We start from the raw sequence: 14,206 nt of genomic DNA, 5'->3' as shown, positions 1-14,206 counted from the left end.
CACGGCTAGAATTGTGTAAAAGCAACCAAAAACGACGATTTTCAACAAAATTGCTTTTATTTTTAAATTGACACAACTAATTTGAATAGGAGTGGGCTTATGTGCTACGAGCAATAGATCACAAAGATTGCTTCTTTATGATGCAAACATAAAAAAACTTCAAAAAAACTTTTGTATATTAACTTCTTGTTATCAGAGAGTTAAGGCAACGGGTTAAAAAAGATTAAAAATAAAGTACTAAAAGGCTTGTGAGTGCGAAATATTTTTCTACTTTTGCACCCGCATTAGAGAAGAAGTTCAGACACATATTGAGGATTAAACAAGGCTAAAAAAAACTTTCAAAAAAGTTAAAAATAGATTTGGATAATAGGAAATAAAGGTTGTATCTTTGCCGACCCGTAACGAGAGAAACGGGGTTGCAAGTTCTTAAAAATACTGGGTTAGTGATTTGGAAAAAAAATTATTTTTTTTTTTCAAAAAAGCTTGCCAGATTAAAAAAGAGTTGTACTTTTGCACCCGCTAATCGAATGAGAGGCGAACAAAAAAAGAATGACACGTTCATAGACATATTGAATTGACAGCACAACTTTAAGTACTGATGTGATTTATCACATTAAGATTTGAAGTTGAAAATAAGAGAGAGTAAGATTTTCGATTACATTGAAATACCTAGCGACTTTAAATCGACAATATTAAAATATACGATGAAGAGTTTGATCCTGGCTCAGGATGAACGCTAGCGGCAGGCTTAACACATGCAAGTCGAGGGGTAGAAGGAGCTTGCTCCTTTGAGACCGGCGCACGGGTGCGTAACGCGTATGCAATCTACCTTATACAGGGGAATAGCCCAGAGAAATTTGGATTAATGCCCCATGGTATTATAGAATGGCATCATTTTATAATTAAAGTTCCAACGGTATAAGATGAGCATGCGTCCCATTAGTTAGTTGGTAAGGTAACGGCTTACCAAGACGATGATGGGTAGGGGTCCTGAGAGGGAGATCCCCCACACTGGTACTGAGACACGGACCAGACTCCTACGGGAGGCAGCAGTGAGGAATATTGGTCAATGGACGCAAGTCTGAACCAGCCATGCCGCGTGCAGGAAGAAGCATCTATGGTGTGTAAACTGCTTTTATACAGGAAGAAACAACGCTACGTGTAGCGTCTTGACGGTACTGTAAGAATAAGGACCGGCTAACTCCGTGCCAGCAGCCGCGGTAATACGGAGGGTCCAAGCGTTATCCGGAATCATTGGGTTTAAAGGGTCCGTAGGCGGCCTTATAAGTCAGTGGTGAAATCTCCTAGCTCAACTAGGAAACTGCCATTGATACTGTAGGGCTTGAATTTTTGTGAAGTAACTAGAATATGTAGTGTAGCGGTGAAATGCTTAGATATTACATGGAATACCAATTGCGAAGGCAGGTTACTAACAAACGATTGACGCTGATGGACGAAAGCGTGGGGAGCGAACAGGATTAGATACCCTGGTAGTCCACGCCGTAAACGATGGATACTAGCTGTTCGGTGCAAACTGAGTGGCTAAGCGAAAGTGATAAGTATCCCACCTGGGGAGTACGTTCGCAAGAATGAAACTCAAAGGAATTGACGGGGGCCCGCACAAGCGGTGGAGCATGTGGTTTAATTCGATGATACGCGAGGAACCTTACCAAGGCTTAAATGTAGATTGACAGGACTGGAAACAGTTTTTTCTTCGGACAATTTACAAGGTGCTGCATGGTTGTCGTCAGCTCGTGCCGTGAGGTGTCAGGTTAAGTCCTATAACGAGCGCAACCCCTGTTGTTAGTTGCCAGCGAGTCATGTCGGGAACTCTAACAAGACTGCCAGTGTAAACTGTGAGGAAGGTGGGGATGACGTCAAATCATCACGGCCCTTACGCCTTGGGCCACACACGTGCTACAATGGTAGGTACAGAGAGCAGCCACTGCGCGAGCAGGAGCGAATCTACAAAACCTATCTCAGTTCGGATCGGAGTCTGCAACTCGACTCCGTGAAGCTGGAATCGCTAGTAATCGGATATCAGCCATGATCCGGTGAATACGTTCCCGGGCCTTGTACACACCGCCCGTCAAGCCATGGAAGCTGGGGGTACCTGAAGTCGGTGACCGCAAGGAGCTGCCTAGGGTAAAACTGGTAACTAGGGCTAAGTCGTAACAAGGTAGCCGTACCGGAAGGTGCGGCTGGAACACCTCCTTTCTAGAGAAATGATTTAAAGGTTAGGTTCAAGATAAAGAACATTTTACTCTCGCTGTTAATTTAAGAAATAAAGAAAAGTAAAAAACAGAGTCTCGTAGCTCAGCTGGTTAGAGTACTACACTGATAATGTAGGGGTCCCCAGTTCGAGTCTGGGCGGGACTACTATTAATTGATATTAATTAAAGTAGTTGACTGTTTTGTACAATTCGAAGGAAATTCTAGAGGTTGCGATTCACAAACTCATTTGGATGTAAAGTAAAGTTACTGAAAACTGAATACTGAACACTTCCGACTGATTTGGGGGATTAGCTCAGCTGGCTAGAGCGCCTGCCTTGCACGCAGGAGGTCATCGGTTCGACTCCGATATTCTCCACGATTCCCAAGTGGAATAAAGTTCATTGACATATTGAGATAAAAATATTTAAAAAGTAGAAAGTAGATGCGTAATTTATTACGTAATCAAATAGGTACATTATTTATAATGTATTTATACAAGTCCTAGTTTTATTTTTAATAGAATTAGGCGGCACATAAGCAAAATAAGGGCGTATGGGGGATGCCTTGGCTCTCAGAGGCGATGAAAGGCGTGATAAGCTGCGAAAAGCTACGGGGATTGGCACACACGAATTGATCCGTAGATACCTGAATGGGGCAACCCGGCATGTTGAAGACATGTCACTCCGATAGGAGAGCAAACCCGCTGAACTGAAACATCTAAGTAGGCGGAGGAGAAGAAAACAAAAGTGATTCCGTAAGTAGTGGCGAGCGAACGCGGATTAGCCCAAACCAAAGTTGTTACGGCAATTTTGGGGTTGTAGGACCACGACATTCTATTCGGATTGAACCGGAATTACCTGGAAAGGTAAACCAAAGAGGGTGATAGTCCTGTATGGGTAAGAGAAGAAATAGATAGTGGTATCCTGAGTAGCGCGGGGCACGTGAAACCCTGTGTGAATTTGGCGGGACCATCCGCTAAGGCTAAATACTCCTGAGAGACCGATAGTGAACCAGTACCGTGAGGGAAAGGTGAAAAGAACCGTGAATAACGGAGTGAAATAGATCCTGAAACCATACGCTTACAAGCGGTCGGAGCCCTTTAGTGGGGTGACGGCGTGCCTTTTGCATAATGAGCCTACGAGTTACCGTTGCTGGCAAGGATAAGTACTTATGGTATGGATCCGTAGCGAAAGCGAGTCTGAATAGGGCGCTTTAGTCAGTAATGGTAGACGCGAAACCGTGTGATCTACCCATGGACAGGTTGAAGCTGTGGTAACACATAGTGGAGGACCGAACCCGTTGACGTTGAAAAGTCTTGGGATGATCTGTGGGTAGGGGTGAAAGGCCAATCAAACTCGGAAATAGCTCGTACTCCCCGAAATGCATTTAGGTGCAGCGCTGGGTATAAGTTATATAGAGGTAGAGCTACTGATTGGATGCGGGGGCTTCATCGCCTACCAATTCCTGACAAACTCCGAATGCTATATAATGTTTACCAGCAGTGAGGGCATGGGTGCTAAGGTCCATGTCCGAGAGGGAAAGAACCCAGACCATCAGCTAAGGTCCCCAAATATATGCTAAGTTGAAATAACGAGGTTTGTCTGCCCAGACAGCTAGGATGTTGGCTTGGAAGCAGCCATTCATTTAAAGAGTGCGTAACAGCTCACTAGTCGAGCGGACGAGCATGGATAATAATCGGGCATAAGCATATTACCGAAGCTATGGATTTTAACGTAAGTTAAAGTGGTAGGGGAGCATTCTAAACTGGGTCGAAGGTGTGATGTGAGTCATGCTGGACTGTTTAGAAAAGAAAATGTAGGCATAAGTAACGATAATGCGGGCGAGAAACCCGCACACCGAAAAACTAAGGTTTCCACAGCTATGCTAATCAGCTGTGGGTTAGTCTGGTCCTAAGGCGAACCCGAAAGGGACAGTCGATGGATAACGGGTTAATATTCCCGTACTACTTATAATTGTGATGGAGAGACGCAGTGGTGAAAGTACCGCGAACTGACGGAATAGTTCGTTAAAGCACTTAGCTATAGGCCCGGTAGGCAAATCCGCTGGGACTGGTGAAATGCGATAGTACACGGAGTCTTCGGACAAAGTGATAGTGTACCTAAAGGCTGCCAAGAAAATCTTCTAAACTTAGATTATAAGTACCCGTACCGTAAACCGACACAGGTAGTTGAGGAGAGAATCCTAAGGTGCTCGAGAGATTCATGGCTAAGGAATTAGGCAAAATGGACCCGTAACTTCGGGAGAAGGGTCGCCAGCAGCAATGCTGGCCGCAGTGAAAAAATCCAGGCGACTGTTTATCAAAAACACAGGGCTCTGCAAAATCGTAAGATGAAGTATAGGGCCTGACACCTGCCCGGTGCTTGAAGGTTAAGTGGAGATGTTATCTTCGGAGAAGCATTGAAATGAAGCCCAAGTAAACGGCGGCCGTAACTATAACGGTCCTAAGGTAGCGAAATTCCTTGTCGGGTAAGTTCCGACCTGCACGAATGGTGTAACGATCTGGATACTGTCTCAGCCATGAGCTCGGTGAAATTGTAGTAGCGGTGAAGATGCCGCTTACCCGCAGTGGGACGAAAAGACCCTGTGCACCTTTACTATAGCTTAATATTGACCTTGGACACGTGATGTGTAGGATAGGTGGGAGACTGTGAAGTGGCGTCGCTAGGCGTTGTGGAGTCATTGTTGAAATACCACCCTTTACTTGTCTGAGGCCTAACTCCGATGATTCGGAGGACATTGTTTGGTGGGTAGTTTGACTGGGGTGGTCGCCTCCAAAAGAGTAACGGAGGCTTCTAAAGGTTCCCTCAGCACGCTTGGTAACCGTGCGTAGAGTGCAATGGTATAAGGGAGCTTGACTGAGAGACATACAGGTCGATCAGGTACGAAAGTAGAGCATAGTGATCCGGTGGTTCCGCATGGAAGGGCCATCGCTCAAAGGATAAAAGGTACGCCGGGGATAACAGGCTGATCTCCCCCAAGAGCTCATATCGACGGGGGGGTTTGGCACCTCGATGTCGGCTCGTCACATCCTGGGGCTGGAGAAGGTCCCAAGGGTTGGGCTGTTCGCCCATTAAAGTGGCACGCGAGCTGGGTTCAGAACGTCGTGAGACAGTTCGGTCTCTATCTACTGTGGGCGTTAGAAATTTGAGTGGATCTGATTCTAGTACGAGAGGACCGAATTGGACAAACCGCTGGTGTATCTGTTGTTCCGCCAGGAGCACCGCAGAGTAGCTACGTTTGGAAGGGATAAGCGCTGAAAGCATATAAGCGCGAAACCCACCACAAGATGAGATTTCTTTTAAGGGTCCTAGAAGATGACTAGGTCGATAGGCTATAGATGTAAAGACAGTAATGTCATAGTCGAGTAGTACTAATAACCCGTTAGCTTATGTATAAATTCCGAGCCTTCGGGCTCGGAAGAACCTTTCTTTAAATTTATTTATCTCAGTATGTTAAGATATTATGTATTGTTAGCTAATGTAAATTAGTTACCCTTGCAAAACCCTTTAAGGTGGTTATTGCGTCGGGGCTCACCTCTTCCCATACCGAACAGAGAAGTTAAGCCCGATTGCGCAGATGGTACTGCATTTATGTGGGAGAGTATGTCGCCGCCTTTCTTTTGAAAAGCCCTATCAGTAATGATAGGGCTTTTTTGTTATATATAATCCTCATAAAAAGCATATATTGCACCAAAAACCAGCTAAAATTCGTTGGTTTTGGTGGTTTATGGACAAAAGTAAACGATAAAACAAATATATTAGCTAAAAAGAAGCTTCGTTTTGCGGGAATTTAAACATTTAAGGCTGGATTATAAGCTATAATTTGGGATGCATCAAACTATAAAATCAAACTTTTAAATGCTTTAAAACTACTTAATAAAACGAATTTCCTTATGAAAACCGGGATTGCGTTAGGGATGGAAGTGGCATCCTTTTTGTTTTTTCTTTAAAAACAAAACCATAGAACGAATAGCCCGACCTGAAAGGGAACGCCCAAATGACTACTATTATTTAATGTTGTTTGTATAGTAATTACAAACGCTATTAACCGGACAAACCTCACATACGGGATTAGTTGGGCGACAAATTTCTCTTCCTAAAAAGGATAAGGCCATACCAATTTCATTCCACATTTCGTATGGTAATTTGTCCATCAATTGCTTCTCAATTTTGTTTCCATCTTGATGTGGTAAGGTTAATCCAATTCTAGGAGCAACTCTGATAACGTGTAAATCACCAATAATTCCTTCTGGTTTTTTATTTATTTCTCTTAATATAACATTAGCTGATTTTCTGCCAATTCCTTTTATTGCAGTTAAGTCTGTTAAATTAGTTGGTATGTTCTCGTCAGTCATTAAGTCGTTGGCTAATTCAACTAGCCAAATCATTTTGTTTTTATAGTTCTCGACGGTGTATAAGTACGCTTCTATATCTGGGTTTGTGGCAATGGAAAGGGATCTAATAGTTGGATACTTTTCAAAGAATGGTGTCGCTATTACATTGATATTGGCGTCTGAATCTTGTGCAGATAACAAAACCATTATTAGTAATTAATAGGTGTTTTGATAAGCTAATGGATGTTTTTGGTTACTATATTTATCCATTAGTGGTTGTAAGTCTTCTTTCCAATTATCGAATAACATTGCTAAACTGTATAAAAAAAGGAGTTCAACTGGTAAGTAGAACTCCTTTTTAGTTAAAATATATTATGATTATTTAACTAAACCTCTTGAAATTACAATTCTTTGAATTTCTGAAGTTCCTTCGTAAATCTGAGTAATTTTTGAATCACGCATCATACGTTCTACATGATATTCGCTTACATAGCCATTTCCTCCGTGAATTTGTACTGCATCATTGGCAACTTCTAGAGCAATTTCCGAAGCATATAATTTTGCCATCGCACCAGAATGAGCTATATCTTCGCCTAAATCTTTTTCAGCAGCGGCTTTATGTATCAATAATCTAGCACATGTGATTTTAACATGCATATCTGCTAACTTAAAAGCAATTGCTTGGTGCTGAATGATTGGTTTAACAAAAGTAACACGCTCTTGAGCGTATTTCAATGCTAAATCATATGAACCTTGAGCAATTCCTAACGCTTGAGAAGCAATTCCGATCCTTCCACCGTTTAAAGTTGACATGGCGAATGCGAATCCAAAACCGTCTGCTCCAATTCGATTTTCTTTTGGGACTTTTACATCATTGAACAATAAAGTATGTGTGTCTGATCCACGAATTCCCATTTTCTTTTCTTTTGGACCCACTTCAAAACCAGGCATTCCTTTTTCAACAATAAGAACATTAATTCCTTTGTGTCCTTTTGAAGCGTCAGTTTGCGCAATGACTAAATAAGTCGAAGCTGTTCCACCGTTAGTAATCCAGTTTTTTGTTCCATTTACTAAATAATGGTCGCCCATATCTATTGCGGTTGTTCTTTGTGAAGTTGCATCTGATCCTGCTTCCGGTTCGGATAAACAAAAGGCTCCGATAACCTCTCCTTTTGCTAGCGGTGTTAAATATTTAATTTTTTGCTCTTCTGAACCATATTTTTCTAATCCAGCGCAAACTAATGAGTTATTAACCGACATAATTACAGCGGCAGAAGCGTCAACTTTTGCAATTTCTTCCATTGCTAAAACATAAGAAATACTGTCTAATCCAGCGCCTCCATATTTTGGATCCACCATCATACCCATAAAACCTAGGTCTGCCATCATTTTAACTTGCTCCGTTGGAAATTTTGAATGTTCATCTCTTTCAATAACTCCAGGTAATAATTCTGCTTGAGCAAAATCACGCGCAGCCTGCTGAATCATTATTTGCTCTTCGGTTAATTTAAAATCCATATTATTTAAATATATTGTTTGATAATTAATTATTTTGAGACATCAAAAGTAACTATTTATTAGCATATTTTCATTAACTATTTGTAATTTTAACCCATGTTTAAGCAAAATTATAAGGTTATTGGCGTTATGTCTGGCACATCCTTGGATGGCGTAGATTTAGCGTATATAAAATTCAATAAATCAGATTGTTGGACTTTTGAAATTGGTTCGTCTGAAACTATTTCGTATTCAGATGAATGGGTGAATAAATTAAAAACTGCAATTCATTTCGAGGCTGAAGAATTAGCCATTTTAAATGTCGATTATACGAACTTGTTGGCGAAAATTATAAATGATTTTATTTTTAAAAATAATTTAACAGGTATTGATGCAATTTGTAGTCACGGTCATACGATTTTACACCAGCCTCAAAACGGAATTACACTTCAAATCGGAAATCTTCCGTTGCTTGGAGAATTAGTAAATCATCAGATAGTTTGCGATTTTCGAGTACAAGATGTAAAACTCGGAGGTCAAGGAGCACCATTGGTTCCAATTGGTGATGAGTTACTTTTTTCAAACTATGATTATTGCCTGAATTTAGGCGGATTTTCAAATATTTCATTCAATGAAAATGATGATCGAATTGCTTTTGATATTTCACCAGAAAACACAGTTTTGAATTTTTATGCTAGCCAATTGGGCTTTGATTATGATGATGAAGGTAAATTGGCTCGTTCAGGAAACTGCAACCAAGAACTTTTAAAACAATTGAACGCTATCGATTTTTATTCGAAATCGTATCCAAAATCATTAGGAATGGAGTTTGTAAATGAATTGATTTTTCCGATGATTGAATCATTTAAGATTTCTCTTGAAGATAAATTAAATACGTTTGTCGAACACATCGCTATTCAGATTAGTAAGGTTTGTACTTTGCAAAATGCGACATTATTTATTGCTGGAGGTGGCGTTTACAACAAATTTCTAATTGAAAGAATTCAGTTTTATTTAAAAAATACGAAAATTGTTCTTCCCGATGATAAAACAATTCAGTTTAAAGAAGCTTTAATATTTGGATTTTTAGGCGTTTTGCGTTTGAGAAATGAAATTAATGTTTTGGCAAGTGTAACAGGAGCGAAAGAAAATCACTCTTCTGGCGTAGTGTTTAACTAAATGTTATAAAATAATCAAAAAACTAATTTTAGGCTATCTACCTAAATGCAGATTATGTATATTTGTCAATTAGATAAAAAATAACCAACAAATGAAAGATTTATTACAAAAATTCGAAAACAAAGAACCAGAAATAGTATTCAATTGGAAAGATTCTGAAACTGAAGCGGAAGGATGGACTGTGATCAACTCGTTAAGAGGTGGAGCTGCTGGTGGTGGAACGAGAATGCGTAAGGGATTAGATATGAATGAAGTACTTTCATTAGCAAAAACTATGGAAGTAAAATTTTCAGTTGCGGGACCCGCAATTGGAGGAGCGAAATCTGGGATTAACTTTGATCCAAACGACCCAAGAAAAAAAGGCGTTTTGGAAAGATGGTTTAAAGCAGTTGCTCCTTTGTTAAAACATTATTATGGAACAGGTGGCGATTTAAATGTTGATGAAAGTCACGAAGTAATCCCAATGACCGAAAATTGTGGTATTTGGCATCCGCAAGAAGGTGTTTTCAATGGTCATTTTAAACCAACGGAAGCAGAAAAAATTAATAGAATTGGACAATTACGTAATGGCGTTATTAAGGAAATTAAAAACCCTAATTTTTCACCGAGTGTAGATAAAAAATATACTGTTGCCGATATGATTACCGGTTATGGTGTTGCAGAAGCGGTGCGTCATTTTTATGCAATTTATGGTGGCGATGTGCAAGGTAAAAAAGCAATTGTGCAAGGTTTCGGAAACGTAGGTTCTGCTGCTGCTTTTTACTTGGCGCAAATGGGTGCTAAAGTGGTGGGGATTATCGACAGAGATGGCGGTGTTATGAATGAAAACGGTTTCTCTTTTGAAGAAATTAGAACTTTTTATTTAAACAAAGATGGAAATAAATTGGTAGCTGATAAGATGATACCATTTGAAGAAATCAACGAGAAAATTTGGTCAATGGGTGCTCAAGTTTTTGCTCCTTGTGCGGCTTCAAGATTGGTAACTAAAAGTCAATTAGATGCTATGATTGCTTCAGGATTAGAAGTGATTTCTAGTGGAGCTAACGTTCCATTTGCTGATACTGCAATTTTCTTTGGACCTATTATGGAAGAAACAGACAAAAAGATAAGTTTGATACCAGACTTTATTGCAAACTGTGGAATGGCTAGAGTCTTTGCTTATTTTATGGAAAGTAGAGTTCAGTTTACAGACGAGTCTATTTTCTCTGACGTTTCGAATACCATCAAAAATGCACTTCAAAAAGCACACGAATTAAATTCAGATAAAAAGAATATTAGTGCTGCTGCTTTCGAAATTGCTTTGAAACAATTAGTATAGTAAATTTATGATTGAGATTATTATTATTGCAGTCTTTATCTTAGGATATTTAGGGATTGCGTTTGAGCACAGTGTTAAAGTTGATAAATTGATTCCAGCACTTGGAATGATGGCAATTTTATGGGCTTTAATCGCTGTAAACAACCTGGAAGTTTTTGAAATTATTCCAGGAATTGGAAAAGAAGTGCACAATGTTGAAGGTGTTCTATTGCATCATTTGGGAAAAACAGCCGAGATTTTGTTCTTCTTAATGGGAGCAATGACAATTGTAGAGATTATCGATTATTTTGACGGATTTTCAACTATTAAAACCTTCATCAAAACAAAAAACAAGACAAAATTATTGTGGTTATTTACCACTTTAGCGTTTGTTTTATCCGCTATTATTGATAATTTAACAGCAACTATTGTTTTGTTAACCATTCTTCAAAAAATTATTAAGGAAAAAGAAATGCGTCTTTGGTTTGCTGGTTTAGTTGTGATTGCAGCTAATGCCGGTGGAGCTTGGTCTCCGATTGGTGACGTAACGACCACAATGTTGTGGATTGCGAATAAGGTTTCTCCTGCACAATTAATCATACACGTTTTATTGCCATCGATTGTTTGTTATGCAATTCCTACTTATATTGCTTCGCGAATGAAACTTTTTAAAGGTTTTATTGAGGCAGATTTGACAGAAGAACCAAAAAAATCAAAGCATAGTGCTACAATGTTTTATCTTGGATTAGGAGGTATTTTGTTTGTTCCGATTTTTAAAACAGTAACACATTTACCACCTTATGTAGGAATGATGTTATCTTTAGCAATTGTCTCTGCTATTGCAGAATTCTTAAGTAACAAAGAATTTAGTATTGCTGATTCAACTGCTGGTTTGGGTGCAAATCCACCACATCTAAGTCCGGTTCATAGATCTTTATCAAAAATTGAAATGCCAAGTATCTTATTTTTCCTTGGAATTTTAATGGCTGTTGGCGCTTTAGAATCTTTAGGTATGTTATATGAATTTGCAGGTGTTTTAGAAAAAGGAGTGCCAATGTTAGGAACAGAGCACGAAACAACATTACTGTCTGATTTAGTAGTTTTATTGTTAGGTTTTGGTTCAGCAGTTATTGACAACGTACCTTTAGTAGCAGCAAGTATCGGAATGTTCTCCATGCCGTTAGATGCACCAGCGTGGCATTTTATTGCTTTTTCTGCAGGAACAGGTGGAAGTATTTTAGTAATTGGCTCAGCTGCTGGAGTAGTAGCAATGGGTATGGAAAAAATAGATTTCTTTTGGTATCTTAAAAAAATTGGTGGTTTGGCTTTAATCGGATTCTTAGCAGGAAGTGCAGTTTTCATCCTTCTTAGAGATTTTATTTTAAACGCACCTCACTAGACAATATTTAAAATTTATATACGTTTTTATTAAAAATAGTTATTTATGAGTTTATTTCTTCAAGCGGATAGTTTAGCAGTTGCTAGTCAAGTTTTAGCAGAGCCATTACCTACAGAACAAACGTTATCAATATGGAGTTTGCTAACAAGTGGAGGAGTTGGTGGGATTGCAATTATGATCGTACTGTTTGTATTGCTTTTTGGTGCTTTTTTCCTTTATTTTGAACGCTTAATGGCAATAAATAAAGCCTCTAAAATCGACACCAATTTTATGAACAATATCAAACTTCATATTATGGCTGGAAAAATTGACTCGGCAAAAATGTTATGTGCTCAAACCAACTCTCCAGTGGCAAGATTGATTGAAAAAGGAATTTCTCGTATTGGGAAACCTTTGGAAGACATTAACACAGCTATTGAAAATGCAGGTAACTTAGAACTTTATAAATTAGAAAAAAATACAAGTATGTTGGCTACGATTTCGGGTGCCGGACCTATGGTTGGTTTCCTTGGAACAGTAGTTGGTATGATTCTTGCTTTCCATAAAATGGCAAGTGGAGGCGGACAAATCGAAGTAGGAGCTTTAGCAGAAGGTATTTATACCGCTATGACCACAACGGTTGTTGGACTTGTTGTCGGTATTATCGCTTACGTTGGATACAATCACTTAGTAGTGAAAACCAATAAAGTAGTAAACCAAATGGAAGCAAACGCGGTAGACTTTTTAGACTTATTAAACGAACCAGTATAATGAAGTTAGGAAAAACTAGAAATAAAGTTTCAACAGAATTCAATATGTCTTCAATGACCGATATTGTGTTCTTGTTACTTATCTTTTTTATGATCACTTCTACAATGGTAACCACTAATGCGTTAGATTTAGTCCTGCCAAAAGCGAAAGGAAAAACCGATAGTAATAAAAATGTTACGGTAAATATCACAAAGGATTTACAATTCTTTATCGATAAAGACGCCATCGATGAAACCCAGTTAGAAGCCCAACTTTTATCCATTCTGCCACCGGTAGATGATAACGGAAGAGCTCTAATTCTTCGTGCAGAACAAGGTGTTCCGATTGAAAAAGCGGTTTATGTAATGGATATTGCCAACCGAAATAAAATTAAAATAGTATTAGCTGTCGATCCAAAATAGTTTTTAGAAGCTATTTCCAGCTATCCACTATATCTTTTTTAAATTCCTTTGGGTTTTAACCCAAGGGAATTTAAAAAAGGATACCGTTCCTATCTGGGCTAGGGCAGTAGGTTTCAAAAGATAATTAAGTTATTTAGTAGTTCACTACTTATAAAACAGAAAAAATGAAGTTTTTAGAAACACCCGAAGAAAAAAAATCATTTGGCATCACAACTGCTTTGTTTGTGGTGATGTTAATCTTGTTCACATTCCTCGGACTAACTTATATGGATCCGCCACCAGAAAACGGTATTGCGGTAAACTTCGGAAATTCAGACACCGGAAGTGGCGATGTGCAACCTATAGAGCCACCAAAAGCGTCCGAAGAAATTCCACAAAGCCAACCCGAAGCCTCGCAAGAACAAATCCTTACACAAGATGCAGATGCTCCGATAACAGCAACAAAAACCGAAAAACCAAAAAAAGACACCAAACCTACTCCCGAAACAAAACCAGTAGAAACACCAAAGAAAACTGTAAACTCTGCACTTGACCGAATCAAAAATGCTAAAAAAGCAGAAGGAGACGGGCAAACAAGTCACGGAGATGATGCAGATGGAACTGGCGTTAAAGGAAATCCAAACGGAAGTTTGTACGCCAACAGTTTTTACGGTAGCGGAACAGGCGATGGAACTGGAACCGGAAAAGGAACTGGTTGGGGATTAGCCGGTAGGAAATTGGCCGGTAATAGTAAAAAAGTACAAGATTGTAATGAATCTGGAAAAGTAGTGGTGAAAATTTGGGTAAACAACCAAGGAAACGTAATCCGTGCCGAACGTGCTCAAGGAACAACAAATACCAATCCTTGTTTAGTGAATCCCGCTTTAGAAACAGCAAAAACCTTTAAATGGCAAGCTGATCCAAACGCACCCGACACACAAATCGGATTTGTAGTAGTTAATTTTCAGTTGGGCGAATAATTTAAATTCATCTTATTGTGAATGCAGTAAGACCTAACAGGTTTCCAAAACCTGTTAGGTCTACTTATATAAAAGCAAATTTTCTATAGAATTGAAATACAAAAATCCTCAAAAGAAACCTAACTAACCCCGATAGGAGTGAAAATCCAATGCTTG

General features: G+C 39.2%; 8 protein-coding genes, 2 tRNA genes and 3 rRNA genes. 11 read left to right on the top strand and 2 right to left on the bottom strand.

What is annotated here, in order from left to right; genetic code table 11:
* Nucleotides 1-701 precede the first annotated feature (701 nt).
* From T1L09_RS02190 to rrf, 5 genes are all read left to right on the top strand, one after another.
* Nucleotides 702-2,217: ribosomal RNA gene (locus T1L09_RS02190) — 16S ribosomal RNA — on the top strand.
* 88 nt (nt 2,218-2,305) lie between these two features.
* Nucleotides 2,306-2,379 (top strand) — tRNA-Ile (locus T1L09_RS02185).
* A 137-nt stretch (nt 2,380-2,516) separates the two neighbouring features.
* Nucleotides 2,517-2,590, top strand: a tRNA-Ala gene (locus T1L09_RS02180).
* Nucleotides 2,591-2,745: 155 nt separating this feature from the next.
* A 23S ribosomal RNA gene (locus T1L09_RS02175) occupies nt 2,746-5,629 on the top strand.
* Between the two features lie 113 nt (nt 5,630-5,742).
* Nucleotides 5,743-5,852, top strand: a 5S ribosomal RNA gene (gene rrf / locus T1L09_RS02170).
* The 16S, 23S and 5S rRNA genes sit together here with 2 tRNA genes alongside, the layout of an rRNA operon.
* A gap of 389 nt (nt 5,853-6,241) precedes the next feature.
* On the opposite strand, the gene T1L09_RS02165 is transcribed toward rrf, so the two are convergent.
* Nucleotides 6,242-6,775 (bottom strand): endonuclease III domain-containing protein, encoded by a 534-nt coding sequence (locus T1L09_RS02165; RefSeq protein WP_322549297.1) that lies wholly within the window; start codon nt 6,773-6,775, stop codon nt 6,242-6,244.
* Between the two features lie 171 nt (nt 6,776-6,946).
* A complete protein-coding gene (locus tag T1L09_RS02160; RefSeq protein ID WP_322549296.1) occupies nt 6,947-8,086 on the bottom strand; it encodes an acyl-CoA dehydrogenase family protein in 1,140 nt (379 codons plus the stop codon).
* Between the two features lie 96 nt (nt 8,087-8,182).
* Between T1L09_RS02160 and T1L09_RS02155 the strand changes: the two genes are divergently transcribed.
* The 6 genes from T1L09_RS02155 (at nt 8,183) to T1L09_RS02130 (ending at nt 14,050) form a co-directional block, all read left to right on the top strand.
* On the top strand, nt 8,183-9,244 hold the full coding sequence (locus T1L09_RS02155) for an anhydro-N-acetylmuramic acid kinase (protein WP_322549295.1): 1,062 nt from the start codon (nt 8,183-8,185) through the stop codon (nt 9,242-9,244).
* A 91-nt stretch (nt 9,245-9,335) separates the two neighbouring features.
* On the top strand, nt 9,336-10,562 hold the full coding sequence (locus tag T1L09_RS02150) for a Glu/Leu/Phe/Val dehydrogenase dimerization domain-containing protein (RefSeq protein WP_322549294.1): 1,227 nt from the start codon (nt 9,336-9,338) through the stop codon (nt 10,560-10,562).
* Nucleotides 10,563-10,572: 10 nt separating this feature from the next.
* A complete protein-coding gene (gene nhaD, locus T1L09_RS02145) occupies nt 10,573-11,940 on the top strand; it encodes a sodium:proton antiporter NhaD (RefSeq protein ID WP_322549301.1) in 1,368 nt (455 codons plus the stop codon).
* A 45-nt stretch (nt 11,941-11,985) separates the two neighbouring features.
* On the top strand, nt 11,986-12,690 hold the full coding sequence (locus tag T1L09_RS02140) for a MotA/TolQ/ExbB proton channel family protein (RefSeq protein ID WP_322549293.1): 705 nt from the start codon (nt 11,986-11,988) through the stop codon (nt 12,688-12,690).
* Nucleotides 12,690-13,091, top strand: a complete 402-nt coding sequence (locus T1L09_RS02135) for an ExbD/TolR family protein (protein ID WP_322549292.1) — start codon at nt 12,690-12,692, stop codon at nt 13,089-13,091. The genes T1L09_RS02140 and T1L09_RS02135 overlap by 1 nt, the downstream gene beginning before the upstream one ends.
* A gap of 164 nt (nt 13,092-13,255) precedes the next feature.
* Nucleotides 13,256-14,050 carry an energy transducer TonB family protein gene (locus T1L09_RS02130; protein ID WP_322549291.1) on the top strand — a complete coding sequence of 265 codons (795 nt, stop codon included), beginning with the start codon at nt 13,256-13,258 and terminating at the stop codon, nt 14,048-14,050.
* Nucleotides 14,051-14,206: the final 156 nt, after the last annotated feature.

The sequence above is a fragment of the Flavobacterium psychraquaticum genome, from assembly GCF_034497725.1.
GTDB lineage: Bacteria > Bacteroidota > Bacteroidia > Flavobacteriales > Flavobacteriaceae > Flavobacterium > Flavobacterium psychraquaticum.
The sequence above is the reverse complement of the archived record's forward strand: the minus strand, read 5'-3'. Positions and strand labels throughout refer to the sequence as shown.